The sequence below is a fragment of the Lacticaseibacillus manihotivorans DSM 13343 = JCM 12514 genome (genome assembly GCF_001435035.1).
GTDB classification, from domain to species: Bacteria; Bacillota; Bacilli; order Lactobacillales; family Lactobacillaceae; genus Lacticaseibacillus; species Lacticaseibacillus manihotivorans.
Window position 1 is genome coordinate 1 of record NZ_AZEU01000160.1, and the last position, 26633, is coordinate 26633.

Consider the following 26633-nt stretch of genomic DNA (forward strand, 5'->3'; position numbering starts at 1 on the left):
CCGACGTAGCAAGGCTGCGTGATGGTATTGGTCCAGAAAAACGTCCGCACGCCCAGGTGGCAACATCTCGTGGCCGCCTTCACAAAGTCTAGCACAACATGACGTGGTAGTAATTCAGGGCTGAGTTGTGCTATCTGGGCGGTTGCCATATCAATCAAACAATAATCAGTTTGAGTGCTAATGCCACGGATAAGCTCCCTAACGCTGACATATTTTTGATTATTGGCTAATACATTTCTAATGGTCGCCTGACCTTCCTCATCTAATCGACTTAAATCCACTAGAAACGGATACGGGAAAATGCGCATCAGTTTGTCAACCTGCGGCACCGGTGCTAAAATCCGTGGCTTATCAGCTTTTGAGTCACTTCGCGGGCGCAATATGCTTTCGAAAATCCGTCATCTGGTTGGGTGCTTACAGGCAATTTGCCTCGATTAACGCAAAAACGGTTGGTTTCCGAAAATGGAAAAGCCAACCGTTTTTGTGTTAGTCGTAACCGGCGCTATGCTTTATTGGAATCCTGATACAACACCTTCACCTCATACGGGCGGAGCACTTTTCCTGTATCATCAGCGTAGTTGCCCAGAAGCTTACGGTAGTTGCCGATTTCACCAGAATCGCGAATCACTTCGCGGTCGGTGAAGTTTGCGATCACTTTAATTTGCGCGTTTTCGTAGTTACGAAGGTACGTCCAGACTTCCTCGTCTTCGGGGTCAATCAGCACATAATCACCGTATACAATTATCGGCAACTTCTTCCGTAACGCATTCATCTCTTGGTAAAAATGATAGACGGAGTCTTTGTCTTGCAGCTGCTGGGCGACATTAATGGTCTGATAATTGGCGTTGAGCCCAATCCAAGGCGTGACGCCTGCCGCACAAAAGCCCGCATTGCTTTCATCTGACCATTGCATCGGGGTTCTCGCGTGGTCTCGTGATGAATGCGCAATACCTTTCATCATCTCTTTTGGGGTTAAAACGTGGCGTTCCGTTACCAATTCTCGATAAGCCCCTATAGTTTCGAGATCGCGATAATCTTCAAGGGATGTAAAATTGTGTGCGTTAGTCATCCCCAGTTCTTCACCCTGGTAAATATAAGGGGTTCCTTGTTGAAAATGTAGCACTGCGCCTAGCATTTTTGCAGATAGTGCGCGAAATTGCGGATCGTCACTGCCAAATCTTGACACCACCCGGGGCTGATCGTGATTGTTCCAATATAGGGAATTCCACCCCTTTTGGTCTAGCTGCACTTGCCAGTGACTCATTATCTGCTTTAGCTCACTGAGTGCCCATTTTTGGGGGCGCCACTTTCCTAACGCCGCGTCTTGATCAACATCCATGTGTTCAAACTGAAAAATCATGTTTAACTCATGGCGTTGGTCTGCCGTGTACCGAATCGCTTCTTCAGGGTCTGTGTGTGACATCTCACCCACGGTCATGATGTCATACTTGGACAAAACGCAGCGGTTCATCTCCTGTAAGTATTCATGAACGCGTTTGCCGTTATGCGGTAGTGGCATTCCGTTTACTTCAAGGTTGTCGGGCTTGTCGATGCAGTTAATCACATCCATCCGGAAGCCGTCGACGCCTTTATCCAGCCACCACGACATCATGTCATAGACTTCATTCCGCACTTTGGGATTTTTCCAATTGAGGTCCGGCTGCTTCTTGGAGAAAAGATGTAGATAATACTGCCGCGTAGTCTCATCAAAAGTCCACGCCTTCCCAGCAAACATCGAATGCCAGTCATTTGGCTCATGGCCGTCAACCGGGTCTCTCCAAATATAATAATCACGATACGGATTCTGCCTTGAACTACGGCTTTCCACGAACCAATGGTGCTCATCGGATGAATGATTAACCACTAGGTCCATGACGATTTTCAAACCGATGTGATGGGCCTTCTCTAATAAGCTGTCAAAATCACGCATGTCACCAAAATCGGCCATAATGGCTTGATAGTCGCTGATGTCGTAACCCATATCATCGTTGGGCGATGCATAAATCGGATTTAACCAAATCACATCCGCACCAAGGTCTTTGATATACTGCAAGCGCTGGGAAATCCCGTTTAAATCCCCAATACCATCGCCATTGGAATCTTGAAAGGAGCGCGGATAAACTTGATAAACAACGGCTTCTTTCCACCAATATTTCTTCATGAATAACTCTCCTCACGATTATTAATAAGCTAGTACCGGTCGTCGGTACCAGCACGCTGATACCAGTACGGCACGACTCGGTAATGACAGACATTACCATCCCAGTGATCCGGCTTATATTTTTCCAGATAAGCTTCAAAGCAATCTTGAAACGGAATATTATCCGCAATTTGATACCTGCTGACTGAGGTATTGCCGTTACCGTCTAGTGGTAACTCGGTTTGATTCGCAAACGCCGATTCAAATTTTGAAAATGGCGGTTCCGCAGCCCATGCATACCCGATGTAGTCTTCCGTGCCAGTCCCAAACGTTGACGGCATTTTTTCACCGTCAACGAAAAATTTTTCATCGCCTTCGCCCCACCACCAGTCGAGTGTTTTGCGATCACCATGGCCATACCACCAAGATTGCGGTTTTGTCGCCGGCTCAGACCACCGATTCTCGACCATGAGATGCATACCGCAGAAGCGTCCCGGGGTGTTTTGGCAAATCAGCACCGGAAAATCCGGCCACCTATCGCCTTTATCCTGAAAGCGCTCGGGGCTCTTGTTGAGAAAGTTCCCCGCAGTTTCTTTACTGTGGAACCTCATCAGTCGTACGGCTGTCTCAGGGTTTAACGCTTTTTGCACCACGGCGATTGAAAGCGTCACCGCGCGTTCAGACTCGTTGACCAATTGGATGCGTGCTTTAGTGTACGGCATTGGCCAATGGGATATCATGCGCCCCATATCCATTACAAACGGGAGCGAGTTAAACCTGGTGGCCTGAAAACTGCCAAAAAACTCACCAAGTAAGACGTTCACGGCGGCTGTCTGGGCGTCGTCCCAATAGATTTTCAGCCGCATTTTCTGTAGCGCATCGTTGACGGCGTGGCCGCCTCCCGCAACAGCAACGCCTAATTTGGTAATCATTCCTGGAGCGTTCAGGCTGATGCAATCGCGGGTTTCCCCGGGTAGAATCGTCATCGTTTCGGCCGGGGGCCAATCATTGTCCAGATAGTGTTGGGTATCATACAAGGACCTATCGGTGTTGGCCAAGCTGATTAAGCCCAACCGGCTGATGACCGTCCTCACATCCGGCAGCTGGATGGTTTTATCTGGCAATTTAGAATACGTGATGTGGTAGTACTGTCCCCACCCTTCACTAAAGGTGATTTTCAAGTTTTGATTGAACGGAATCGGGATAAAGCTGTTATACCCACCAGACAGCTTCGGGCAAAGCGACGGGAACCCCGCCGGCGACACTTCGTCGGTTAACTGTTCGAAAAACTGTTTAAATCCCCGCGAAAACACAGGCGTGTTCTCGCCATCGACATAAAAGTTAATTCGCCCGTCGTTGGGCGCCGCAGACCAAATTCGCCACACGACCCCTGGTCCATCGAGGTCCGCGACCAGTCGCTCGCCGTTAAACACCCCTAAATCGCCATCGGCATCTAGGTTTGCGCCCCAATCAATGTACGCATCCCGCTTTTGATCATACTGCGACCGCCTGTCAGTGCTGGTAAACGCACCTGCTTGTTCGTTTGGTTGCGGTAGTTCAGTCAGGGACGCTAGCGTCGTGAGGCGGCTGAGTATCTGCTCATAGGTCATTGAATCCAACTTTTCACCTTCTTTACTTAACCGCGCCATCGGTCACCCCTGCAATGATCCACTTCTGGAAAATAACGTAGATAATCAACACCGGAATCAATACCAACATGTAAGATGCAAACGCCAGATTGTATTGCGTTGAGAACTGCCCCTGAAACACATATTGTGAAAGTTGCAGTGTTTGCTGATTAGGATCGCTCAGTAATACCAACGGCATCAAGAAGTCATTCCACGTCCAGATGAACGATAAAATGGCAACGGTCGCATGCATCGGCATCAACATCGGGAAGATCACTTTATAGAAAACTTGAAACGGGGTTGCCCCATCCATCACCGCAGATTCCTCAAGTGCAAGGGGAATCTTTTTGATAAAGCCTGCATACAGGAAAATGTTCATTGGAATCCCAAAAACAATGTAAAGCACCGTGATTCCAAACACATTGTCCATGTGCCAGCGACTGACTTGGCTGACCAAGGGTAACATTACCACGTTAAACGGAATAAACATCGCGCTAAGGAAGTAATAGTAGATTCCGGTGAAAAATTTGCTGTGCTCGCGATTACGCACAATTGCGTATGCAATCGCAGAGTGCAGCGGCAATGTAAACACGATTGTGACAAAGGTGATAAAAGCCGTATTTCTAAACTTAATGGGAAAATCAGTCATTTGCCAAGCGTCTGAAAAGTTTGCCCAACGCATTTTATGCGGTAACGCGAGTAAGTTATTCATATCAGAAGGCGCTTTTAAGGAAGTCACCACCGTGATATACAACGGGATCATGATGAAGAAGATTGCGAGCACTGCCATGACCGCGGTCAGGGTCCAATTCACATGTCGATTCATTTTTCGCCGCTTCTTTAACGGGTTTTGCGTCATCACTTTTTCTTCCATCATTGAATCTTTTCCTCCCGTTTTTCAAGAACTCTTAGCTGGAATAACGAAATCGACGCAATCACAATAAACAGCACCACCGCATTTGCTGATTGGACCGCGAATTGGGCGCCTTGGAAGCCGCGTTTGTAAATCAGAACGGAAATCGACGTCGTCAAATTCCCTGGGCCCCCGTTTGTCATTGCGATAATTTGGTCAAACACCATCAGAAAATTCTTAACCGAAAGGACTAAGTTGATTGTAAAAAATGGTGCGATCAGCGGGAACGTAATCTTGTAGAAACGTTGCCACGGCGTCGTTCCGTCCAGCTCGGCAGCCTCGTAGATTTCAGTATCAACAGTTTGCAATCCGGACAGGTAAATCAGGGTGTTAAACGCCATCGATTGCCATACGGTGACGAATAAAATGCCTAACCACGCATGCGCGCCACCCAAAATGTTTTCGGATAAGAAACCGATGTGCAAAGACTGACCGATATCAGGCAAAATCGTTCCGAAGATGAAGTTGAAGACAAACCCGATGATCAGCGTCCCTAAAATGTACGGGAGAAAATAGACCGCCTTTAAGGTGTTCTTAAACTTAATTTTTCCGTTCAAACCTAACGCAATCGCTAGCGATAAGACGTTAACTAACACGGTGGCAAAAATCGCAAATTTCAAGGTGAACAAGTAGGAATGAGTGACCTCAGCGTTCGTAAACACATAGAGGTAGTTTTTCAATCCCACAAATTTCCAGCCACCGTATCCGCGCCAATTGGTAAAGCTATAAAAGACCCCTTTGAGAAACGGGTATGTGTGTAAGATAAAAAACAGCACAACCATCGGCACAGTCATAAGATATGGGGTTATTTTCACACTGCTTCTACTTTTAACCATAGCAATTATTCCTCGACGTTTGCGGAATCAAATTTATTATCAGCGTTCTTTAAGAAAGTATTGATAATTTCAGAGGTTTTCATGCCGTCCTTGTAATTTAAGGCGAATTGTTGCAGCAGGCCTGCCATATCAAATCCTGAAGGGTACAGGTGGTCTGGGTAGTCAACGATGTTGCCTGCTTGCGCGTCTGCAACCACGCCCGCTAAGCGCGCATTTGACTGTTCCACTCCTTTGACCGTTGGCAGTGCGAATTGCTCGTCAATGTATTTCTTTTCATTTTCTTTGTCAGTTAAAAACGAGATCAACTTATCACACGCAGCATTATTTTTGGTCTGCTTGGATTTTGCTAATAATACGTCGACACCGGAGGTCACTTTATTCTTAGCGGCATCGCTGCTTACTGGGAGTTTGAACATTGAGACGTTGATATCTTTGTTATTCTTAACCAGTTCAGGAATCACAAAGTTACCGTTAATCAGCATTGCCACTTTTCCTTGTGCAAAAAGCTTATTCGAATCGTTGTATGAAAGCCCGACGATATCTTTTTGGCCAAATGGCAGCAATTGGGCAAACTTCTCCGCGGATTCTTTATGTGTCTTTTGGAATGAGGTCTTGTTGTCTTTTCGCTTGCCAATAAATGACGCAGGCAATTCATTGCCTGCAATCTGGTTCCAAATCCCCATTGCCGTCCAAGAATCTTTGAATGGGAACGCTAAGGGTTGAATCCCTTTGCTTTGTAACTGCTTCATATCTTGAATAAACTCATCCCAAGTCTCTGGCGTCTTGTTAATCCCGGCACGCTTAAACAAGTCTTTGTTGTACATCACCCCGGAGACGTTGGCTGCAAGGGGCATCCCTAACATCTTATTGCCGGAATAATATTGCTTCAGCATCTTCGTGTATGCCGGCAAAGCGCGCTTGGCATATGGACGATCTGATAAATCCGCGAGGACATCGGCTTTGGTGACATCAACAAAATTGAAGTCGCCCCCCATGGCTAACACGTCTGGGATGTCATTTTTTGTCAACCGGGTCTTCAAGACGGTACCGCCATCAGCAGGGGCGACAAGCTTCACTTTAATGTCTTTGTTTTTTGATTCAAATTCTTTGATTAAGCCCTTATAAGTTGACACGTTTTCTTGCTTGGTCGAGTAGAACTCGACTGTCTTTTTCCCAGACGATGCACTTTTATTGGATGAACATGCTGCTAATGCCAGCCCTGCAAGTAACGTTGCAGTAATTGTCAAAATTTTTTTCATGCCATTTTCCTCCAAGTCATTAGGCAACATTGATTAATTTTTAATATAATTTGGGATTTTTACGTAATCGTTTACGTAGAACGGGTAAAGATAATCGCCTCACAGCGATTCTCTTTGGACTATCTTGGTTGCAATTATTTCCGTATCGACTTCCTGATGAACTTTAATTGCATCAATTACCTTTTGCGTTGCCACCACCCCAATCTCATTTAATGGTTGGTGGATTGTCGTCAATCTTGGAATCGACATCAGGCTAGTTTTAGAATCATCAAACCCGATGACCCCAATATCCCGCGGTACACTAATACCATTTCTAACAAGCACTTGCACGGCTGCAGAGGCAACTTCATCACTTAAACAAAATATTGCATCAAACTCAGATTTTTCGCTTAACAGCCGGTTTGTCGCTGACGCACCAAACGCAAACGAAAATGAGCCTTGAAGCGTGAGCTCTGGATAATAAGGTACGCCTCTTCGCTTGAGCGTATCGTGAACGCCTTGTACACGAAAATGGGAAGTGACAAAATCATCTTTAATCCCTCCTAGAATCGCAATTTTACGGTATCCACGATTCAATATGAGATTAGTCGCATCGACGGCAGCCTGATAATCGTCGATCTTAACGTAAGGATAATACAGCTCACGATCATCAGAGAATGTCCCTGTTACAATATACGGAACATGCGCGCCATCAAGTTGATTAACTATTGGCTTGGTAATCTGGGTCGATAGAAAAACGATGCCTTCCACTCTTCGTTCCAATAGTCGGGTTACCGAAATATCAAGGCGTTCCAAATTGATACCAGCGTGCGCCACGAGCACCATATAATCATTCTTGAATGATGTGTCTTCTATCCCCTCCATTATCTTGTTGGCAACGTCAGTCGACAGGTTAGGCATCACCACGCCAATCGATTTGCTTCGATTTTCGATCAGACTTCTTGCAATCTCATTACGCTGAAACTGTAACTCTTGAATTGCCAAATTAACTTTTTCTCGGGTCTTATCACTATACCCGCCAAGCCCATTAATCACCCTGGACACGGTTGCAGTTGAAACCCCTGATAACTGCGCTACATCTTTGATCGTCGCCATTTATTCACCAACTTACGTAAACGTTTACATGAACATAATACATTCCCTGATTAACGTTGTCAACACTTCCACTTTCAGAAATAAAAAAAGCATGCGTCTCCACACACTTCTAGTTTACGCCGCCGGCAACGCCGGCTTGCCATAGTAATAACCTTGGAAATATTCGATGCCTAAACTGCGTGCAAACGCAACTTCAGTACTATCTTCGACTCCTTCGAGAACAAACTTAATCTTCAAACAATGGAAAGTAATAATTGTAGCCTTTGTCTGATTTTTGCTTGATGTCACTGCCTAAGGTGCGCTCGCCGGTAAAAATCGGCTTCACCTCACCGGGCATCACCAGGATACTGTTGCACATGGCTTCAACAAATTGGCCGTGGCCGTTCCACACTTGACTGAAAATCGGGTGATCAGCGCCGATGGTTTGTGCGCCAAGACGCCGACTCAAGACACTGGGCGCATCGCCGTAATTCATGATGAATAACTCGTAGCCATCCACCAAATTTTTCCCGTCGTCTCCGGATTTCAACTCAGCGATGATGGCAAAATGTAACTCCGGCGCGCGCTTGGTGACCGATTCCAATTCCTGCTTGGCCACGCGATTGGCTCCCGCCGCCGCGGCATTGGCATGATGCGCCTGAATGATCGCGGCCACTACAGTGATCGCAGCAATCATAAGCGCTCAATCCATCACATGTACGCTCCTAAATATTTCTTTCGCTTTCCTCAGCAAAAACATAGTTAACGCGCAATCATCTCCGTTTTGAGTTGCGATTCCTCGGCTAACATCGCGTTCACAAATTGCCCATACGACTTGGCAGCTTGCGGTACCTGCAAACTTTGCTTGTACACCACACCGCCAAACCCGGTCAATTCGCCGAGTTTAAACTGCGTCGTTTGCGCCAAATCAGGATAGATGATGCCGGTGCGCTTGGCTTTGAGGACATGCGCATAGGTGATCAGTTGAAACAGATCCTCGCGTTGAATGCCGTTGACGCCAAATTTATATTTAGTGTCAGCAACTTGTCTGCGGGCTGGTGAATAGAAATCCGGAAACAACACTGACATTTCGCCGGGTAGCCCGTCATCACCTTGGAAAATCGGCACCATCCCTAAATGTTGTCGATTATCTGGATGTTGATAGACATCGCCTAAAAGCGCCGCCACATAATTCTCCCACAACCATGCCACATCAAAAATCACGCCGTACAACTGATCATGTTCGCCGCCGATGCCTAACGCCTCATGCCGCAAAATCGCCAAGCACAACTTTTGCAACTCACGGTACTCGGCAAAATAGGCGCTGACCACCGGATGGGTCAAATTATGAGCGATCACCTGCGCTTGACTTTGACGCTCAAACTGCGGCGTGGCTTGGCCACGGATTCCACTTCTTAGATTTACTTCAAATCTCCCCACGTATAACCAAACGCTGACAATTTCGGAATAAGAGCAACAATAGCGAGCAAACTTTTCCTTTGAAACGGTGGTGTATTTTGAAAAATACATAACCTCAACGGTACGGAACATGATCTTCAGTTCTCTCAGTAAGCCACGATATTGGACTAGAAAAACAGCCAGTTTCACCACATCGACAAATCCATTGCGATTTCGTGAGCTGACTGGTCAAAGCCAGGACGACCAGGTTGACCACTAAGCACTGCTTGTTAAAATCATTGTATTGCGAATGATTTTACCAGCTTTCGTCGTGTGTGGATCGTTTTTCATTTTGAACATGACCCCATTCAACTTCTTTTTTTGCGATCAACGCGGCCACCTGTGCGGCCGTGTCAATCGCTATCGAAGGAATATGTACATGCGAGATAATTTACTGTCCATTCCACGAGATTATGAAAAGAATAGTGAGTTCATGCAATAGACGCAAAAACAATGTTTGCGAAGTGTAGCGACCTCATTGACCTACTTAGCAACTTTGGTTTTCTCAAGTTTTTCTTCGTTTTCATGCAAGAGCGTCGACGCTTGTACAAAACTTTGTCTTATCGACCCAGTCTGTAACCTACCAATATAATCATAGACTGACTCAGGGGATTCACCTCCTATAATCAGCGCTTGTGCAATTAACTCGTACTCATATGCTAACGATGTTTGAAATACGGCTCCATCATCAGTATTAATCGACAACGGAATGTCTAAGGTAGTGTTGTCTCTCAAACCATGACGATTCAGCGCTAGCATCGGAAGCTCTTCATATTTTCGGGTATATCCGATTTTTAAATTGGATGATGGATTTGCTTCAATTGCAACTCCTTTTGCCAATACAAATTTCTGCAATAGCCTTTGGGCACGTTTAACGACTCGTAACAATACTGAGTTCATTGTTAATTGAACTGTCTGAGTACCCTCTGTATAAACCTGTGGATTCCACATGTATGCGACATAGAGTCGAATTGCCTGAACATTGATAACAGCTTGTTCAACTAGCTCATTACCAACTGCGATAAAAGAAGGATCAAGATCATTCAACACTGTATTTCTGCGTTGTGGGTCAATGGATTTGATGTCGTTTAGACTCGAAATAGGTTCTTGTAACCCATACACATGTTTTAATAGATAGCTGAGGTCAGTCCCTCGCAGCAAATAAAAATCAAGATAGTCCTTAAACCGAATCTGAAAATCTACCGCAGTATTAAACCAGGTCACATGTTCATCAAATTGATTCTGAATAATTGTCAATAGCTGAAAGTCTTCTGCATCCCCAAATTTCTGAATCATAAAATACAGCCATGCAAAATCATCCAATAATGACTGTTGCTCAGTAATTATCTGATTTCGTTGGACTTGATAGAATTTCTCTGGATCCATTCCCAAAGCCAGCGCATGTCCTAAACGATCTCCTGATTCAAACTGTAATCGCCAAAGCACTTCGAAGATGTGACGCATACCGTCTACCAACGTGTCGAAACTCTCACCCACGTGATACGTGAAATGAAAATGTCCCAGACGCTTGATTGGCTTAAACATACGGTACAAATTACCGAAGACCTCTGGCGGATTATGCCGTTCCAAGTTTGCAGTATCAATGCCAACAATTTTTTGCGCCGTACTCCGATAGCTTGTGCGAGTCATCAGCGCAATCAACGGTTGAGCTTGGTTTTTCAGCTCTATCTCAAATTTGCGATATGTATCCTCGCGGCTCTCACTGTGTCTGACCTGTCGATGATCAAACTTAATAAAATGAACAATCAAACCATAGCTTGGTGTCTTAAGTCTGTCACCTAGCAACCCATGATATGTCTCAATACGTTCCTTTGCAGTATTCAGAGCACCCACTTCAGAAGCATATTCCTGAACCGATGTCTTGGGAGTAATCCGTAGTTCAACTTTTTTGGCGGAAGGTCGTTGCGTATACTTTTCAAACACAGACTCGTAATTCATCTGATTGTTAATATGCGCAGCACTTAAGAAAGTAGACTTGATATTTTCAGCATCTGTAAAATGATCAAATCCATTTCCTCGATTGTCTTGAATAAATGCACTCTTAATTCTATTGGAACACATCAGGTATAAATTGAATACCAACTTGAAGAAACTACTATTGCGTTGCTCACCAATCAAAGCACGAAAACAGTCAGCAAGAAACAAACGTTCTTCATTAATTACAGACAAACAAAACGGAACCTCATCTTCGTCGTGAACTAACTCATGATTTTGTTTCCAAATTGAAAACGGAATTTCAGAATATTTATCGTCAGATTTTGCCCAAGCATCCACTGCACACTGAAATAAATGTAATCGAACTTCATCTATTGATTGTTCTGGATTAGCGTAACGGTTAGTCATATGAGGACGATATGTATCCAACAGGATGCGTAACACTTTCGTAGACTGAAGGAATTTCACCTGCTCCGAAACAGAATACCGATCGTTAAGATCATCAAGCGCGCCATCTTTAACAAATTGGCACAAGCTGGCATCGCAAAAGCCTGCCTGAAGAAAGCCATTCCAATTAAGCTCCCTCACAAAACCAGCTGCTTTTAAATGAGCATGGTTATCTGCTAATCCCAATTCTTGCAATTGGCTTTCAAGTCGTTCATTATCTAGCGCAGGAAAGTACTGATCAACTTCAATATTAGCCTCATGCTGGTCCAAATATTGCGCCAAATATGCACCAATAATCAAGTTAAGATCAACCTTATTGATATAGCCATTCCAATTGAACAATTGATCATGCCTAATTTCAAGCTGGCGATTTTCGCGTGTCAAGACTTCACGGGCAATTAGCAGATAAAGGTATGCAAGGTCATCCCAGCCTTCACCTGCTCTTTGAATCAGCTCATTCAGTGCGTTTAACTGCAAGTTCACTTGATCAGCTGAGTAATCATGCGGGTATCGTTCTCGATAAGTTCTCAAAATCCGACCTCGAATCGAATTATCCCGGGTTGGCTCAAATTTAGTTGTAGGTAATTTAAGTCGGAAGGAGAAGCGTTCATAGATATCACTGTCATCAGCTTCAAGAGCTTCCCCCATTCGTTTGATTAGTGCATAGGGATCCTCAAATGTATATATACAGCCTAAGATTCGATCTGCATTCATCAATGCATTAGCTTTTCCCATAACTCTCCTTAATGAACGTTATCCTGATCAAAATACTTCTCATATAAAGCCATTAGTTCCTCAGTTACGTCAGCTTTTGAAAGTTTCTTCGTAGACACCGGATATTTTTCCAAGACGGGATAGTCCTTACGCCAAGACTTCACACCGATTTGCTCAAGACCCTGACCAATAATTCTCACTTTGTGCTGTAGCTCCACAACAGTTGATGGCTTCAGTTGCTTGGTTTTCGGCTCACCAGGATTAATCACAAAATCACTCATATATTTTAGGAGATCATTTATGGATTCAATGTTCACTGGCACATCCTCACGAATGCGCTCGTACACGGCTTGAACTTCTTTGCGAACTGATTCGTCATAATGTTTACGACCAATGTCTCCTTCAAAGTTATAAAGTTTTGGAAACAATTTGGGCATGTTTTCACTAGGATACAAGGCGACTATTGACTCCCATAGATTAGCTGTCACTGACTTTGCGATGGAGGGATCTGCCCGTGGATTTACTTGTCCATCAGTAATTAAGGTGCCTTCAAGATAAGACATTAATTGCCGAAAATTTGGAATGACTTTCCCAACGATGCGTCCAACAATCATTAACTCTAGACACTCTGGATACGAACGATTTGGTCCCAAATTTGACTTTAAGGTCTTCTTACGATTGTCAAGCCATTCGTCATCATCGTCTTGAATGAAGAACCACTTTACTGGAGTCGAGTTTGTAGGATACAAATCTTGACCAATCATTGCATAAGTCTGGGTTCCGATAGTCACTTCATTCACCAATGCAACTTGTTTACGAACGCGACGTAGATGATAGGTCATTCGATCACCTGTTCCCAATGGCTTTGAGCCTTCGAACTGACGACCATAATGTGCAGCTGTAAACGTATCCACATCAAAAACATTTTGCAGGATATAGTAATGAGTGGATGCACTGGATACATTTCCTGCTGCTTCATAAAGATAATCGAATTTCATCAACCATGCAAACAAGTCAAGTTGATAACGGGTTGCATTTTCAAACTTGAACCGTGTGCCATGGTCAAGTTCTCGATAAAAATAGTTTTCACCGGAATATTGCATTGCCATGCTAACATCATCACTTAGAATTTGCTTTGCATCTTTGACTGGCGGAACCATAAACCGATTATATCGGGAATGAATTGACTGATCTGAATACACCATCTTTGCAACAAAATCATTTGCTTTCTGACGGGAAACATCGTCGTCGACAATATTTTGGGCACTGACAACAGAAAATGTCGATTCCTCGGCACGAGTGTCCTCCAGAATCAAGTTCAGGTAATTATAGTTATCTGGCATAAAGAGCGTATTGACCAAACCAATATAATCACCAATTCGGCGTGAACGATCAGATTTCACATGTTGAATTGAGTATGTATCTGCATTGGGAACCTGGGTGTCTGACGGTTCGGTCTTTGCATTTAAAACTTTTGAAGCTGATCCGTGACTAGACACGGATTTAGGCTCAACTTCAGAAGCAAATAAAACAGCCTGCCAGCTCTCAACCAAATCTAAAGAATACAGGCGTTTGAAATCACAGAAGAAACTGGCAACTTGTTCATTTCGAATGATCTGTGCTTCCAGCAACCAAATAACTTGCACAATATCACCTAATGCGACGTTCTCCTGGCGTGCTAAGCTTCCTTGCAAGATAGGAGTATTGACGGTCAATTCCGTTGCATCAATATTAAGAGTTAAGCCTGCAAATTCAATTGAAGACTGTTGGTGCTGATCCCGAACTGCCTTCTCCATGGCATATAAAAGTGCATAAATCTGATAGTTCTTAGCATGTAAAGGAACCTCGGTATACCTTGCCAGTGCTTGTGAAAAGACGGCCGGCAAATATTTCATTGCATTCGCTAAGATATAGCGGCGGATCAATTCAATATTTTGGTACGTATTACTTGGTGAGTCTGCAATTCTGGTTAACAATTTGAAGAAATCTACCAAGTCTCGAAAACTCTGGGGTCCATTTGACGGTACTTGTTCGTAATGTGCTGCTGGCGTCCACTTCAACCCAAGTTTAGCCCGTAAGAATAAATCGACCCATTCATTCATTGAGAGTAGACTAAAATCGATTTTTGTATCCGACCTAGTCGTAAGTTCTAGCATCTCGTTAAGTTTTCTTTGTAGTAACTCTTTGATTTGTTCGTCACTCAACTTCGTTTTCTCATCTTTTTTAGGCAACGAAACGATATCCAAGAGCAGTTTCTGAGGCGTCGTCTTCATCAATTCAGCTGCATCCATTAACTGAATTGTCTGTTGTTCAGGTACCTGCTTACTGATCATCGACGCTACTTGAAATTCCAGTTCTTCGATTGAGATGACATTCGCTTTAAGAAGCGCCGCATTATCTTCACATAGTTTGCTCAACAATGCGTGTCTGATTTGAGATTCCCTGTATGTCAAAACAATTGATAACGAGGTGTTTGACAAAACATTCTGAAGATCCACCCAAGCATCTCGTACGTATGGCGTCTGAAGCATATCCAAGTCATCGATCATTAATAGTAACCGCTGGTATCGTTTAGTCCCATCACCCTTTAAATTTAAAAATGCGAGGTATGTTCTTATCAATTGTTCAAGTATATCGGAAAGTCTCTGATGATTAACTGAGTCATCAAGGTAATCATCAGGCGACTGACTTGAAACCTGTTTTTCACGACTGACCCGAAATCCCGAAATTGCTTCAGAAGCCTTATTCAATTCCCGAAATAATTGCTCACGAGCATAGACGATTTTATGAGCCTTTGCAGTTAAATCGTAATCCAGTTTAATGGTTGCCAATAACGCTTCCAACACGTTCATGTGATTACTAAAATTTGTTGGATTCATAATCGGAAGGAAATAGATATCTGAGGATTTGTCATTTTTAATCTCATTGCGAAGCACTTTTAGAAAGGTGGTTTTTCCATTTCCTCGTTCACCTATTACTGCAATGGTTCGTCCCCGTTCTGAATCTTCAAAAAGCCCCTCATCAGAAACATGAAGCAATTCAAGTGCACGATTAACTTCATTGCGGTACAGATAGCGCTCCATGGCTGGCTCAAATCCTTGTGGATCAGGCCAAGAAAATAAATTTTGAAACTGATATTCAGATACTTGTTCGGACATGGTAATGCCTCCTCAGATATTTGATTCATATTCGTTTACTATGATCACTATGAAACATATTAGCCTCGTCTTGCTTGGCCTCACATACCGATATTATACCGTTCACACATCCTTCGTTATAGTCCGAATTGCACAGTTCAGTCTTTGCTTTTGACTACGGAATATTACCGCTTACACAAAGCGTATTGTTAACTTTTTTCATCTAAGTTACCGCCAGATGGCAAGCGCTATCATTTTAAAAATTAGAAAAAAACGTGACAAGCACGTTTTCTCTTAGTAAGCAGCGTTCGGAAAGATCATCACCCCAACCGTGCGGAACATGATCTTTAAATCGCCTAACAAGCTACGATGTTGAATATAATAAATATCCAGCTTCACCATATCCACAAAGCCGACGTGATTACGCCCGCTCACCTGCCATAAACCAGTACAGCCAGGCTTAACCAGCAAGCGCTGCTTATCATAATCAGTGTATTGTTCATATTCGCGAGGCAAACATGGCCGAGGGCCGACCAAGCTCATCGAACCATTCAGCACGTTCCACAATTGCGGCAGTTCATCAACGGAAATCTTGCGGATGAAACGGCCAACGCGGGTCACTCGCGGATCGTCTTTCATCTTGAACATGGCGCCGTCGACTTCATTCTTGGCGATCAGCGCTTCCAGCCGGGCCTCTGCGTCAGTCGCCATGGAGCGAAATTTGTACATCCGAAACAACTTACCGTCAGTCCCAACGCGCATTTGCGAGAAGAAAACGGGCCCAGCCGGGTCTTCCACCTTGATGGCGATGGCCACGATCAAAAGGATCGGTGAAATCACCAATAAGCCAGCTGCACTTAATATGATATCGCTTACTCGCTTAACTACGCGATATCCTTTATGTAAGGCCACTTTTTCTTTGGATAAACAGATCTCGTCATCGACTGTTGCCGTAACTAACTGAACGCGATCGACTACATGTTGACTGCGGCGCTCTGACATAATTTCACTCCAACCCCGATACTCTTCGTATACATAATTGATACTTTCAATTATATCTTCTTATCGCCAAAGACAGTTAACATTTTCTTAACAATTCAGTCAAATGTCATCATATTATTGAAATCTACCATCAAACAATAAGTATTGAATAATTGTTATCTATGTGATGACAGCACCACTTAAAAAGCAATCACTTGGTCGCTTTTCGTCTTGTCCGCGTAGACGGTCGTTAGCTTGGTCATAAAGAGTGAGCCGAACAGCAAGAGAATTATCACGTGCTGCTTGATCAGCCATCATTGATCCTCGAGTTCAATCATATTCATGAAAATGATTCTACCATGAAGGCTACTGACTGCAGTTGGTTGAGGCTGATTATTCCTAAACAGATTTTTTTGAAAAGACACGGTCAATACTGTCCTGTTAATACGACGCATTCGGTCACCATCACACCGACGGCCCAGCTTACCAGCCGAATTGATTCGGCGCTATCTTATATGCCAGAATTTGCTTGCACAAAAGCAAAGGTACCCCTGTTCCAAAACAAAGCAGTGCCTAGAGATGACTGCAAACAGATGATAATCATACTAGGCACTGCTTTAGTTGTGTTGCGAAGGTAAACTAGACAGTCTTTCCGGTTACTTAAAGTACCCACTTAGTTCATCAACAATCTTGGATTCAATATCTTGCGCGACTTTACGATTCTCAGCAGAGACCGAAATATAAGTCTTCAGCTTGGGTTCAGTCCCACTTGGCCGAACCACCACGGAACAATTGTCAGCTAACTTAAACTTCAATACATCGGCTTTCGGCAACCCATCTAAGCCTGGCGCATAATCCAGTACTTCAACTAATGCTTTCCCACCGAAACCTTCGATAGTGGCTGTACGGAAGTGCTTCATGATGCCTTGCATCTTGTCGAACCCAGCAGCGCCATCAAATTCAAAGGAATGCAAAGTGTTTAAGCAATATCCATATTCAGCATATAATTCATTGAGCTTATCCAATAAGGAGATACCGCGAGTCTTGTAATAAGCAAACATTTCGCAGATCAAGAAGGATGCATTAACGCCATCTTTATCACGCACATAAGTCCCAGATAAGTAGCCATAAGATTCTTCAAACCCGAAGATGTAAGAATCTCGCTTACCCAGAGATTCAAGACGTGTAATTTCTTCACCGATAAATTTGAATCCAGTTAACAAGTTCACGGTCTTCACACCATAGTGCGCCGCAATTCGATCGGCCATGTCGATGGTGACGATAGTCTTCACCAATTCTGGATCAGTCGGCATCGTACCATTGTCAAGGCGACGAGCGCAGATATAGTCGAGTAACAGCATCCCCATTTCATTACCAGACAGTAAGACATACGAACCGTCTGCGGCCCGTACTGCAGTCCCTGCACGGTCGCAATCAGGGTCATTGGCCAACAGTAAGTCAGCGCCTCGCTCGGCGGCATACTTCATGCCTAAAGCCATTGCTTCTTTGATTTCCGGATTTGGGAATGGGCACGTTGGAAAGTCCCCATCTGGCTGTTCTTGTTCTGGCACCACAAAAATATTCGTGAATCCAGATTCCTTCAACGTCCGCGTTACCGGTTTTAAACCAGTCCCGTTAAGTGGTGAATAGACAATCGACACATTACGATCAATATCTTCACCATCAGCTAACAAGGATTCGCCGCGCACTGCAGCTACAAAGTGATCATAAACTTCATCAGTAATGTAGGTCACTTTACCTTGCGAAACTGCATCATCAAAGGGCATCCGCTTCACATCAGTAAATTCATCCAGCTTTTCAATTTCAGCTAAAATCACTGCGGCGGCTTCAGTGGTGATTTGACACCCATCGGCGCCGTAAACCTTGTAACCATTGTACTTAGACGGATTATGCGAAGCCGTCACCATGATCCCTGCCGCACAGTTCAACTCGCGCGTTGCAAAGGATAAGCAAGGTGTTGGCATAATATCGCGATACATTGCTACTTGAATGCCATTAGCGGCAAACACACCCGCAGCCACTTCAGCAAACAAATCTGACTTATGACGTGAATCACGCGAAACTGCAATGCGACGTTCATCCGCAGGAAAGTTGGCGATAATATAGTTGGCCAACCCTTGAGAGGCTTTGCCAACCGTGTAGATGTTCATCCGGTTCGTGCCAGCGCCAATCGTACCGCGTAAGCCCCCAGTCCCGAAAGCTAAGTCGCGGTAGAAAGCATCTTTAATAGCATCACTGTCACCAGCGATTGCCGAAAGTTCTGAAACCACGTCAGCATCTTCAGTTGCTAACTTGATCCACTTATCGTAAACAGCTTGTTCGTCCATTATCTCTCCTCCAATTTATCGAAATCATAGTCATACTTGCGCTTATCTGAAACGGAAATATCACGGCCAGTCTGTACTTCGATCACGCGCAGCTCAGTATCGGCTATAATCGTATGGCGTGCTCCTGCCGGTAATTGAATCACGTCTCCCGGACGAATCGCACGCACTGCGCCATCTAATACCGTCCAGCCGGTACCTGCCAATACAGTCCAGACTTCATCGCGATGAGTATGGCTATGATAATTCATATGATGACCTGGATGCAACGAAACCTTAATGGTCATCCCACCTTCAGAAACGTCTAACACACGGAAATTGCCCCAGGATTTTTCGGCAAACATTACTTGCTGATCAATCTTATCGACAAAAGGTTTGATGTAAGACGACTGTTCTTTGTCTGACACCAAGATGCCCTCCGGTGACGCAGAAATCACGACATCATGTAATCCCATCGCTAACACCGGTACGTCTAAGTCGTTAATCACATGAACGTTATCACATGATTCATTCATCATGGTTTTGCCGACACTGGGCTCATCCATGGCTTCCGTTAAAGTATTCCAAGTGCCAAGATCTTTCCATTGACCTGCATAACGCATCACTTGAATCTTTGGTTCATGTTCTACCACAGCATAGTCAAAACTGATCTTCTCTAAATCGGCATAGTGTTCGAATAAATCTTCATAATCCGTGAAATCGAGCAATTCATGTGCCCGCTTCAACAAGTAACCGAGCTTAAATGCAAAGATTCCACCATTCCACAACGCGCCTTGGGCAATATAACCTTTGGCAGTGGCTTCATCTGGTTTTTCTTTAAACGTCGAAACAGTGCTGACGGTATCCTTACCAACTGGCAGAATATAGCCATACTTTTCACTCGGATACGTTGGTTCAATGCCCATTAAGACTAAGTTAGCTTCACCTTTAGCCGCTTGGGCACTTAACTGTTTCAGCGCCGTAAAGTAAGTATCATCCACATAGGGATCAACTGGGCAAACTGTGATGGCTTCATCTTCAGAAACCCCTTTAACGTCGTGAAGATAAGCCATTGCCAATACAATGGCTGGGAAAGTATCCCGCCGACAAGGCTCGACTGACACCCCCACATCAGTCCCTAATTGATTATGAATGGTCGAGACTTGCGATTTAGACGTGGCAATCGTCACTGATGCATTTGTATCAACTTCTTTAATTTGGCGATACACGCGTTGCACCATGGATTCATAGTGACCTTCTGGGTCTTTGAGCAAGTTGATGAATTGTTTGGAACGAATGTTGTTGGATAATGGCCAAAGCCGCTGCCCTGAGCCTCCGGATAATAAAACAATCTGCATGGTAATTGCCCCCTGATATTACTTGAAAAAAATAAAGTCGCCGCATTGCTGCAGCGACTCTGTGCACTTCCGTAAGTTCTACGGAAAATTGTGATGCTGATTGAATTAACGTTCTGCGCGCATGGGGTTGTCCAAGAAATCTTGATAAGCTAATTTAATGCCATCATCAAGTTCAGTCTTATAAGTCCAGCCCAACTTAGCAGCCTTGGAAACATCCAAGAGTTTACGAGGCGTGCCGTTTGGCTTGGAAGTATCCCATTCGATCTTACCCGTGTACCCGATAATCTTAGCAACTTTAGTGGTCAATTCCTTAATAGTTAATTCCTTACCAGTACCGGCGTTGACCGTTTCGTTACCAGAGTAGTTGTTCATCAAGAAGACGCACAAGTTAGCCAGGTCATCGACATACATGAATTCACGCAAGGCACTACCATCACCCCAGCAAGTGACCGTGTCTAAGCCATCGCGCTTAGCTTCATGGAAGCGCCGGATCAACGCAGGCAAAACATGAGAATGGGTTGGATGGTAATTATCGTTAGGGCCATAAAGGTTTGTTGGCATCACAGAAATATAGTCAGTCCCATATTGACGATTCAAGTATTCGCAATACTTCAACCCAGAAATCTTAGCCAAAGCATAAGCTTCATTGGTTTGTTCCAAAGAACTGGTCAACAAACTGTCTTCTTTAATCGGTTGTGGGGCAAGACGTGGGTAGATGCAAGAAGAACCTAAGAATTCAAGCTTCTTAACGTTGTTCTTCCACGCTTCGTGAATCACGTTCATTTGCATGATCATGTTGTCATACATGAAGTCTGCTAAGGCTTCCTGGTTAGCAACAATGCCACCAACTTTAGCCGCAGCTAAGAACACATATTCTGGTTTTTCTTCAGCAAAGAACGCTTCAACGTCAGCTTGGCGTTGTAAGTCAAGTTCTTTGTGAGTCCGAGTGATGATGTTGTTGTAGCCTTGGCGCTTGAGTTCACGCACAATGGCGGAACCTACCATACCACGATGACCAGCCACATAAATCTTTGCATCTTTTTCCAAAATATTCGCTTCTTTCTAAAAATGAATGAGATTATTTACCGGAAATGGCGCGATATGCTGCTTCACGCTTGGCGAGTTCACGGTCATGTTTGGCCATGATATTGACCAATTCTTCGTAACTCGTCGATTGTGGGTTCCAGCCTAATACCGTCTTGGCTTTGGTTGGATCGCCCCATAAGTTATCGACATCCGTTGGGCGGAACCATTGGGGGTTAACGGAAACTAATAACTTGCCAGATTCAGCGTCGTAGCCTTTTTCGTCCACGCCTTGGCCTTCCCAACGTACCGTCATACCATTAGCCGCGAAGGCTTTTTCAGTGAAATCGCGCACAGTGTGTTGTTCACCAGTAGCGATCACGAAATCATCCGGTGTGTCTTGTTGCATAATCAACCACATGCATTCCACATAGTCTTTGGCATAACCCCAGTCACGCAAGGAGTCCATGTTGCCCAGTTCCAAGTGATCTTGCAAACCTTCAGCAATCTTACCGGCAGCCAAGGTGATCTTGCGGGTCACGAAGTTCTCACCGCGACGTTCGGATTCATGGTTGAACAAGATACCGTTGACGGCAAACATGTTGTAGGCGTCACGGTATTCTTTAACGATCCAGAAACCATATTGCTTAGCCACAGCATAAGGGCTGTATGGGTGGAATGGCGTGGTTTCGCGTTGTGGCACTTCTTCGACTTTCCCATAAAGTTCAGAAGTGGAGGCTTGGTACACACGGGTCTTACCTTCAAGCTTCAAGATACGCACGGCTTCAAGAATACGCAACACGCCAAGCGCATCGACATCGCCAGAATATTCTGGCACATCAAAGGATACTTGCACGTGAGATTGTGCGGCTAAGTTATAAATTTCGTCAGGTTGCACTTCACCGATGATACGGATCAAACCTGATGAATCAGACAAATCACCATCATGTAAGGTGATGCTGTTGGATTCAATTAAGTGGTCAATGCGGCCAGTGTTTGAAATCGAGCTGCGGCGATGAATGCCGTGGACTTCATAGCCCTTCGCCAACAAGAATTCTGCTAAGTAAGAGCCGTCTTGACCGGTGATCCCGGTGATCAATGCGGTTTTGGTCATGGTTACCTCCAAAAAATCGATTTTTTATTATTTGTACTCATGGTGGACAATGGAAGACTAATTCCTTCAACTTAATAATATAACCATAATTTTAGCCAAAACATTTATCCCATGTTGCTAAAAACCTGTATAATATTGATATCAATACAATTTTCAGGAGGATGCTCAACTATGGCCGATGCACTTTTTCACGGGGAACTTGTTAACGCCAACCGCTTGCTCTACACGCCATCTGATTTCGCCAAAAGTAACCTGCTTTATATTCAAGAAATCGGCGAATTGGCTGCCCAGAAACCTCACAAGAGCCAGCGTGAGAACCTCGCATCATACCTCTTCTTCATCGTCGAATTCGGCCAAGGTACACTCCAATACGACCAAAAGTTATACCATCTTGCGGCCGGCGATTGTGTCTTCATTGACTGCCATAAGCCTTATTATCATGAAAGTTCGCACGACCTTTGGCGCCTGCGCTGGGTCCATCTCAATGGCATCAGCATGCCCGGCATTGAAGAAAAGTATCGAGATCGCGGCGGCCTCCCTAGCTTTCATCCAAACAATCTAAATACATTCAACCAAGTCTGGGATCAGTTATTCGAAACCGCACAAAGTCGTGAGCACGTACGCGACATGCAGCTCAACGTCGAGCTGGCCGAGCTGATGACTCTACTCCTCTCAGAAAGCTGGCACCCAGAGAATCGCCAACTCGCGACCAAGCGTGGAAGCCTTGAAGCCGTCCGCACCTATCTCGATGAACACTATCCCGAGAAGATCACGCTCGACGATCTCTCTGCCAAGTTCTACATCAATAAGTTCTACCTCACCCGTATATTTAAAGACACGTTCGGTCAGTCAATCAACCAGTACTTACAAGAGGTGCGCATCACCCACGCTAAACAGCTCCTACGTTTCACAAAAAAGCCGATCGAAACGATCGGCTTGGAGTGCGGATTTAAGACTGCTGAGTATTTTGCACGGGTGTTTAAAAAAACCGAAGGCATGACCAGCAATCAATATCGTAAGCGTTGGTGATTAGACGAACTCGCAGTCCCAAACATCGACGCCGCTATCCTGCAAGACGGCGTTCAATCGGGCTCTGATATCAGCCTTGGTAACACCTTTTTTCAAAACCACTTGCAAGAATCCGCCGCCACCAGCGCCACAAATCATTTTGCCGGCGCACAGGTCGTCAATGCTCATGAAAATCATATCGATACACGTGTTGGTGCTACCGCTGTCGATGCGCTGGCTTTCTTGCCAATGCTGGTTGAGCAACTCGGCAAAGCCGTCCACATTGCCTTTCTCAAGTTCAAAGCGCATCAACGCCGCGAGTTGTCGAATATTGTAATGTGCTTCCAAGCTGGCAGGCTCGTTGGTGATGTAGCGCGTCACCACGTCGCGCAGGAGATTGCGTGCCAGCCTGCGTTGCCCAGTGTAAATCACAGCAAAACGGTCATTTAATTCCGCAATAGTGGCATCACTGATACTGCATTTAACGGCCTGAACGTCTTGCTCCATGTACGGCTTGGTTTGCACGATTTTGATGCCTGACGCAATACCGCCGACTTGGTCTTGCCAGCCGCCGCCAGTCGACATCAATTATTCCATGCACAACACCCGATCGAACACGTCGTTATCTGCCACACTCTCGCCGAACGCCTGAAACAGCGCCTTAACGCAAGCCCCAGCCAAGATAGAAGACGTGCCTGAAGGCGGCCATCTGAATTTACCACCCTTGCCATGGATCTTACGTAAGCGCCCAATAACAGACCGGATATGAACACCGTAAAAGTCGCGGTACGATAACCTTATCATTAATGAATGGTGAGGTATTTTAATGTCCGATAAACCCGAAATTGTTCAAATCAAGATGGACAAGCCGATGAAGTCTGAGGTGCAAGCGCCAACCGCAGCGCTACGGATCAAAATCAATCAAAATAAGAATATCGTCGTCTACAATCGAATCAACGGCTATATTCTTGATGCCTTGATGAAGGCGGTCTTTAATGATGCTCATTGACCCACGCAAGTTGCATGGCATTTATTTGGTGTGCGGCAAGACTGATCTTCGCCGTGGCATTGACGGCTTAGCAGCAATTGTCCAAGAACAATATCAACTCGATCCCTACAATCAGGCGTTGTATTTATTTTGTGGCAATCGTAAAGATCGCTTCAAAGCACTGTACTGGGATGGCAATGGCTTCTTATTACTTTATAAACGAATTGAAGACGGCCGTCTTGAGTGGCCAACTAATCAAAACGAGGTGAAACGACTCCATTCAAAACAACTCCTTCGACTACTTTCAGGGTGGTCAGTTGATTCAAGCATTCATTCGGTGAAACCGCCGAAAAGTTCTAGGTGATTACCCACATTCATGATAAGATTTTAGCAACATAAATGAACGGTGGTGATCGACATGACGAAAATGGAGGAATAGTTACTCGCACAAAATCAAGAACTGCTTGCGCAACAAGCTGATTTTATTAAAGAAATTAAGCAACTGAATGCGCAAATTAAGCTTTTAACAGCTCGAATCTATGGTCGTCGTTCTGAACAGATGGTCGATCCCAATCAAACTTCTTTACAGTTGGATGAAGGTAGTGTTTTTAGCACCCCAGAGCAAACTGGGCAACAAAGCGAAGAAACAGAAGTAGTAAAACATCCGGCTAAGAAGAGAAAGCGGACTCGTAACGAAACGATTTCCAAGGATCTACCCGTTGAAGAAGTCGTGATCGATCACAAGGATAAGCAATGCGAGCATGGGCATGAGCTGACCGCAGTTGGGACTCACTTCGTTCGCGAAGAGCTGTGCATGGTCCCAGCGAAATTCTTTGTGAAGCGATATTTTGAGCGGACTTATAAATGCACAGATTGTGAAAAGACAGATTGTGAAAAGACAGATTGTGAAAAGATCGATGGCGTCAGTCATTTCTATCATGGCAATACCCCGAAAGGGTTATTGGCGCATAGTTTAGTGTCGCCATCTTTACTCGCTGAAATCTTGCTTCAAAAATATAGTATGGGCACGCCGCTGTATCGGCAGATCCAGCAATTAAAGCGTGGCGGTCTTCTGGTGACTGAAACGACGATCGCTAACTGGGTGATCAAAGCAGCGAAGTTATTGGAGCCCCTCTACGATTTGATGAAGGATCATCTTTTAAGTCAACGATTCCTTCAAGGTGACGAAACGCCTTATCAAGTCTTACAAGAGCCTGGACGCACTGCATCACAACGGTCATATATCTGGGTCGCGCGAAGTATCTCGCAGAATAATCAACCAGTGGTGATGTACGCATACGCCAACACCCGCTCAGGCAAGTTTGCCCAAAGCATGTATAGCGGATTTACTGGCGTCCTTCAGCGCGATGGCTACGCCGGATATAATCTGCTTGGTGCTTTGGTAACTCGAGTTGGTTGTTGGGCGCACGTTCGACGCAAGTTCTTTGCGGACGCCGACAAGGATAAGAGCCACTTCCAAGAAACTGAAGGCTTACGCCTGATCAATGAGATGTTCATGTTGGAACGCGAATGGAAAAATTCGTCGGCCAGTGAACGTTATTTGATGCGCCAATCAAAGTTGAAACTAGTTATTGATCAATTCTGGACGTGGTGCGATCAAACTGAATCACTACCTAAATGTCTTCTCGGTAAAGCATTAACTTATGCGCAAGGTCAGCGCGCTGCACTAAATCGCGTACTCGACTATGGTGAAATTAATCTAAGCAACAATGCCTCAGAGCGCAACATGAAGAGTCTGATAATTGGTCGTAAGAACTGGTTATTTAGTACCAGCACAGATGACGCGATCTGGATGACAATCCTTGAAACTGCCAAAGCCAACGGACTTGATCCACGTCGATACATCCAAACATTGTTGGAAAACATCCCCCAACTCCCAGAATTCGCCAAAGCAGAAGAACTGGAAGCATATTTACCATGGAATCTTGGACAATCTGAGTTACAGAGCGCATCGGCTTAACGCAAACAGATCCCCATCCGCACAGTTCGCGGATGGGGGTCTGTTTGTTTAATGACGTGTGGTTATTGGGTGCTTACGGACGAATTGCGTGTCCGCCTTCACATTGTACTCATTTCCCACCAAAAAAGACATTGAAGGCATTCGCCTTGACTTCCGACCCAACATCAACAAACAGGCGGTATTTGGCATTCATAGCAAAATAAGAGCGGCTTGTGAAGACGGCATATAGCTTTACCAAGTAGGGCGTGCGGACAAATTCCTGGACTTCGGGTATGATGTCATTATGTATTCAAA

22 protein-coding genes are annotated in these 26633 nt (G+C 44.8%); 4 read left to right on the top strand and 18 right to left on the bottom strand.

The features are described from left to right. The 17 genes from FD01_RS16635 to gmd form a co-directional block, all read right to left on the bottom strand. A partial coding sequence (locus FD01_RS16635; RefSeq protein WP_235802948.1) for a hypothetical protein occupies positions 1-308 on the bottom strand: 308 nt, incomplete at its 3' end. A gap of 194 nt (positions 309-502) precedes the next feature. Next, a complete protein-coding gene (locus FD01_RS09285; protein WP_056963887.1) occupies positions 503-2161 on the bottom strand; it encodes a glycoside hydrolase family 13 protein in 1659 nt (552 codons plus the stop codon). A gap of 29 nt (positions 2162-2190) precedes the next feature. Then, entirely contained in the window at positions 2191-3789 is a 1599-nt protein-coding gene (locus tag FD01_RS09290) for a glycoside hydrolase family 172 protein (protein ID WP_156647294.1), read from the bottom strand. After that, on the bottom strand, positions 3773-4645 hold the full coding sequence (locus FD01_RS09295; protein ID WP_235802949.1) for a carbohydrate ABC transporter permease: 873 nt from the start codon (positions 4643-4645) through the stop codon (positions 3773-3775). The genes FD01_RS09290 and FD01_RS09295 overlap by 17 nt, the downstream gene beginning before the upstream one ends. Next, entirely contained in the window at positions 4642-5517 is an 876-nt protein-coding gene (locus FD01_RS09300) for a carbohydrate ABC transporter permease (RefSeq protein ID WP_056963889.1), read from the bottom strand. The genes FD01_RS09295 and FD01_RS09300 overlap by 4 nt, the downstream gene beginning before the upstream one ends. A gap of 5 nt (positions 5518-5522) precedes the next feature. Beyond that, positions 5523-6776 (bottom strand): ABC transporter substrate-binding protein, encoded by a 1254-nt coding sequence (locus tag FD01_RS09305; RefSeq protein WP_056963891.1) that lies wholly within the window; start codon positions 6774-6776, stop codon positions 5523-5525. A 99-nt stretch (positions 6777-6875) separates the two neighbouring features. After that, the gene (locus FD01_RS09310) at positions 6876-7871 is read right to left on the bottom strand and encodes a LacI family DNA-binding transcriptional regulator (RefSeq protein ID WP_054716289.1); all 996 of its coding nucleotides are present in this window, start codon (positions 7869-7871) and stop codon (positions 6876-6878) included. 114 nt (positions 7872-7985) lie between these two features. After that, positions 7986-8159: an EAL domain-containing protein gene (locus FD01_RS16970; RefSeq protein ID WP_082611816.1), complete on the bottom strand. Its 174-nt coding sequence runs from the start codon at positions 8157-8159 to the stop codon at positions 7986-7988. Next, complete coding sequence (locus FD01_RS09315; RefSeq protein WP_054716286.1) at positions 8098-8547, bottom strand: hypothetical protein; 450 nt, start codon at positions 8545-8547, stop codon at positions 8098-8100. Before FD01_RS09315 ends, FD01_RS16970 begins: the two co-directional genes overlap by 62 nt. Positions 8548-8612: 65 nt before the next feature. After that, entirely contained in the window at positions 8613-9401 is a 789-nt protein-coding gene (locus tag FD01_RS09320) for a 5-methylcytosine restriction system specificity protein McrC (protein WP_338043372.1), read from the bottom strand. Positions 9402-9791: 390 nt separating this feature from the next. Next, positions 9792-12446, bottom strand: coding sequence for an amidohydrolase family protein (locus FD01_RS09325; RefSeq protein WP_056963893.1), 2655 nt, complete (start codon positions 12444-12446; stop codon positions 9792-9794). An 8-nt stretch (positions 12447-12454) separates the two neighbouring features. After that, positions 12455-15583, bottom strand: a complete 3129-nt coding sequence (locus tag FD01_RS09330; protein WP_056963895.1) for a P-loop NTPase fold protein — start codon at positions 15581-15583, stop codon at positions 12455-12457. Between the two features lie 273 nt (positions 15584-15856). Then, on the bottom strand, positions 15857-16564 hold the full coding sequence (locus FD01_RS09335; protein WP_054716266.1) for a sugar transferase: 708 nt from the start codon (positions 16562-16564) through the stop codon (positions 15857-15859). 635 nt (positions 16565-17199) lie between these two features. Next, the gene (locus tag FD01_RS09345; protein WP_056963898.1) at positions 17200-18891 is read right to left on the bottom strand and encodes a phospho-sugar mutase; all 1692 of its coding nucleotides are present in this window, start codon (positions 18889-18891) and stop codon (positions 17200-17202) included. Further along, complete coding sequence (locus FD01_RS09350; RefSeq protein ID WP_054716256.1) at positions 18891-20225, bottom strand: sugar phosphate nucleotidyltransferase; 1335 nt, start codon at positions 20223-20225, stop codon at positions 18891-18893. The genes FD01_RS09345 and FD01_RS09350 overlap by 1 nt, the downstream gene beginning before the upstream one ends. Positions 20226-20330: 105 nt before the next feature. Next, positions 20331-21275 (bottom strand): GDP-L-fucose synthase family protein, encoded by a 945-nt coding sequence (locus tag FD01_RS09355; RefSeq protein ID WP_056963900.1) that lies wholly within the window; start codon positions 21273-21275, stop codon positions 20331-20333. Positions 21276-21303: 28 nt separating this feature from the next. Next, positions 21304-22362, bottom strand: a complete 1059-nt coding sequence (gmd, locus tag FD01_RS09360) for a GDP-mannose 4,6-dehydratase (protein ID WP_054716253.1) — start codon at positions 22360-22362, stop codon at positions 21304-21306. Between the two features lie 171 nt (positions 22363-22533). Between gmd and FD01_RS09365 the strand changes: the two genes are divergently transcribed. Then, positions 22534-23391 carry a helix-turn-helix transcriptional regulator gene (locus tag FD01_RS09365; RefSeq protein ID WP_056963902.1) on the top strand — a complete coding sequence of 286 codons (858 nt, stop codon included), beginning with the start codon at positions 22534-22536 and terminating at the stop codon, positions 23389-23391. Here FD01_RS09365 and FD01_RS09370 read toward each other — a convergent pair whose 3' ends face one another. Next, on the bottom strand, positions 23392-23955 hold the full coding sequence (locus tag FD01_RS09370; RefSeq protein WP_054716243.1) for a hypothetical protein: 564 nt from the start codon (positions 23953-23955) through the stop codon (positions 23392-23394). Positions 23956-24196: 241 nt separating this feature from the next. Between FD01_RS09370 and FD01_RS09375 the strand changes: the two genes are divergently transcribed. From FD01_RS09375 to tnpC, 3 genes are all read left to right on the top strand, one after another. Beyond that, a complete protein-coding gene (locus FD01_RS09375; protein WP_054716242.1) occupies positions 24197-24379 on the top strand; it encodes a hypothetical protein in 183 nt (60 codons plus the stop codon). Continuing rightward, positions 24366-24722 carry an IS66 family insertion sequence element accessory protein TnpB gene (tnpB, locus tag FD01_RS09380; RefSeq protein ID WP_235802951.1) on the top strand — a complete coding sequence of 119 codons (357 nt, stop codon included), beginning with the start codon at positions 24366-24368 and terminating at the stop codon, positions 24720-24722. Before FD01_RS09375 ends, tnpB begins: the two co-directional genes overlap by 14 nt. A 120-nt stretch (positions 24723-24842) precedes the next feature. Continuing rightward, complete coding sequence (gene tnpC, locus FD01_RS09385; protein ID WP_268872169.1) at positions 24843-26339, top strand: IS66 family transposase; 1497 nt, start codon at positions 24843-24845, stop codon at positions 26337-26339. Positions 26340-26633: the final 294 nt, after the last annotated feature.

Coding starts and splice junctions, on each gene's coding strand:
- FD01_RS09310 (WP_054716289.1), bottom strand. CDS start 7,871: ATGGCGACGATCAAAGATGTAGCGCAGTTATCAGGGGTTTCAACTGCA.
- FD01_RS09345 (WP_056963898.1), bottom strand. CDS start 18,891: ATGGACGAACAAGCTGTTTACGATAAGTGGATCAAGTTAGCAACTGAA.
- FD01_RS09375 (WP_054716242.1), top strand. CDS start 24,197: ATGTCCGATAAACCCGAAATTGTTCAAATCAAGATGGACAAGCCGATG.
- FD01_RS09330 (WP_056963895.1), bottom strand. CDS start 15,583: ATGTCCGAACAAGTATCTGAATATCAGTTTCAAAATTTATTTTCTTGG.
- FD01_RS09350 (WP_054716256.1), bottom strand. CDS start 20,225: ATGCAGATTGTTTTATTATCCGGAGGCTCAGGGCAGCGGCTTTGGCCA.
- FD01_RS09325 (WP_056963893.1), bottom strand. CDS start 12,446: ATGGGAAAAGCTAATGCATTGATGAATGCAGATCGAATCTTAGGCTGT.
- FD01_RS09305 (WP_056963891.1), bottom strand. CDS start 6,776: ATGAAAAAAATTTTGACAATTACTGCAACGTTACTTGCAGGGCTGGCA.
- FD01_RS09315 (WP_054716286.1), bottom strand. CDS start 8,547: ATGATTGCTGCGATCACTGTAGTGGCCGCGATCATTCAGGCGCATCAT.
- FD01_RS09285 (WP_056963887.1), bottom strand. CDS start 2,161: ATGAAGAAATATTGGTGGAAAGAAGCCGTTGTTTATCAAGTTTATCCG.
- FD01_RS09320 (WP_338043372.1), bottom strand. CDS start 9,401: ATGTTCCGTACCGTTGAGGTTATGTATTTTTCAAAATACACCACCGTT.
- FD01_RS09295 (WP_235802949.1), bottom strand. CDS start 4,645: ATGATGGAAGAAAAAGTGATGACGCAAAACCCGTTAAAGAAGCGGCGA.
- gmd (WP_054716253.1), bottom strand. CDS start 22,362: ATGACCAAAACCGCATTGATCACCGGGATCACCGGTCAAGACGGCTCT.
- FD01_RS09300 (WP_056963889.1), bottom strand. CDS start 5,517: ATGGTTAAAAGTAGAAGCAGTGTGAAAATAACCCCATATCTTATGACT.
- FD01_RS09365 (WP_056963902.1), top strand. CDS start 22,534: ATGGCCGATGCACTTTTTCACGGGGAACTTGTTAACGCCAACCGCTTG.
- FD01_RS09290 (WP_156647294.1), bottom strand. CDS start 3,789: ATGGCGCGGTTAAGTAAAGAAGGTGAAAAGTTGGATTCAATGACCTAT.
- tnpB (WP_235802951.1), top strand. CDS start 24,366: ATGATGCTCATTGACCCACGCAAGTTGCATGGCATTTATTTGGTGTGC.
- FD01_RS09335 (WP_054716266.1), bottom strand. CDS start 16,564: ATGTCAGAGCGCCGCAGTCAACATGTAGTCGATCGCGTTCAGTTAGTT.
- FD01_RS09370 (WP_054716243.1), bottom strand. CDS start 23,955: ATGTCGACTGGCGGCGGCTGGCAAGACCAAGTCGGCGGTATTGCGTCA.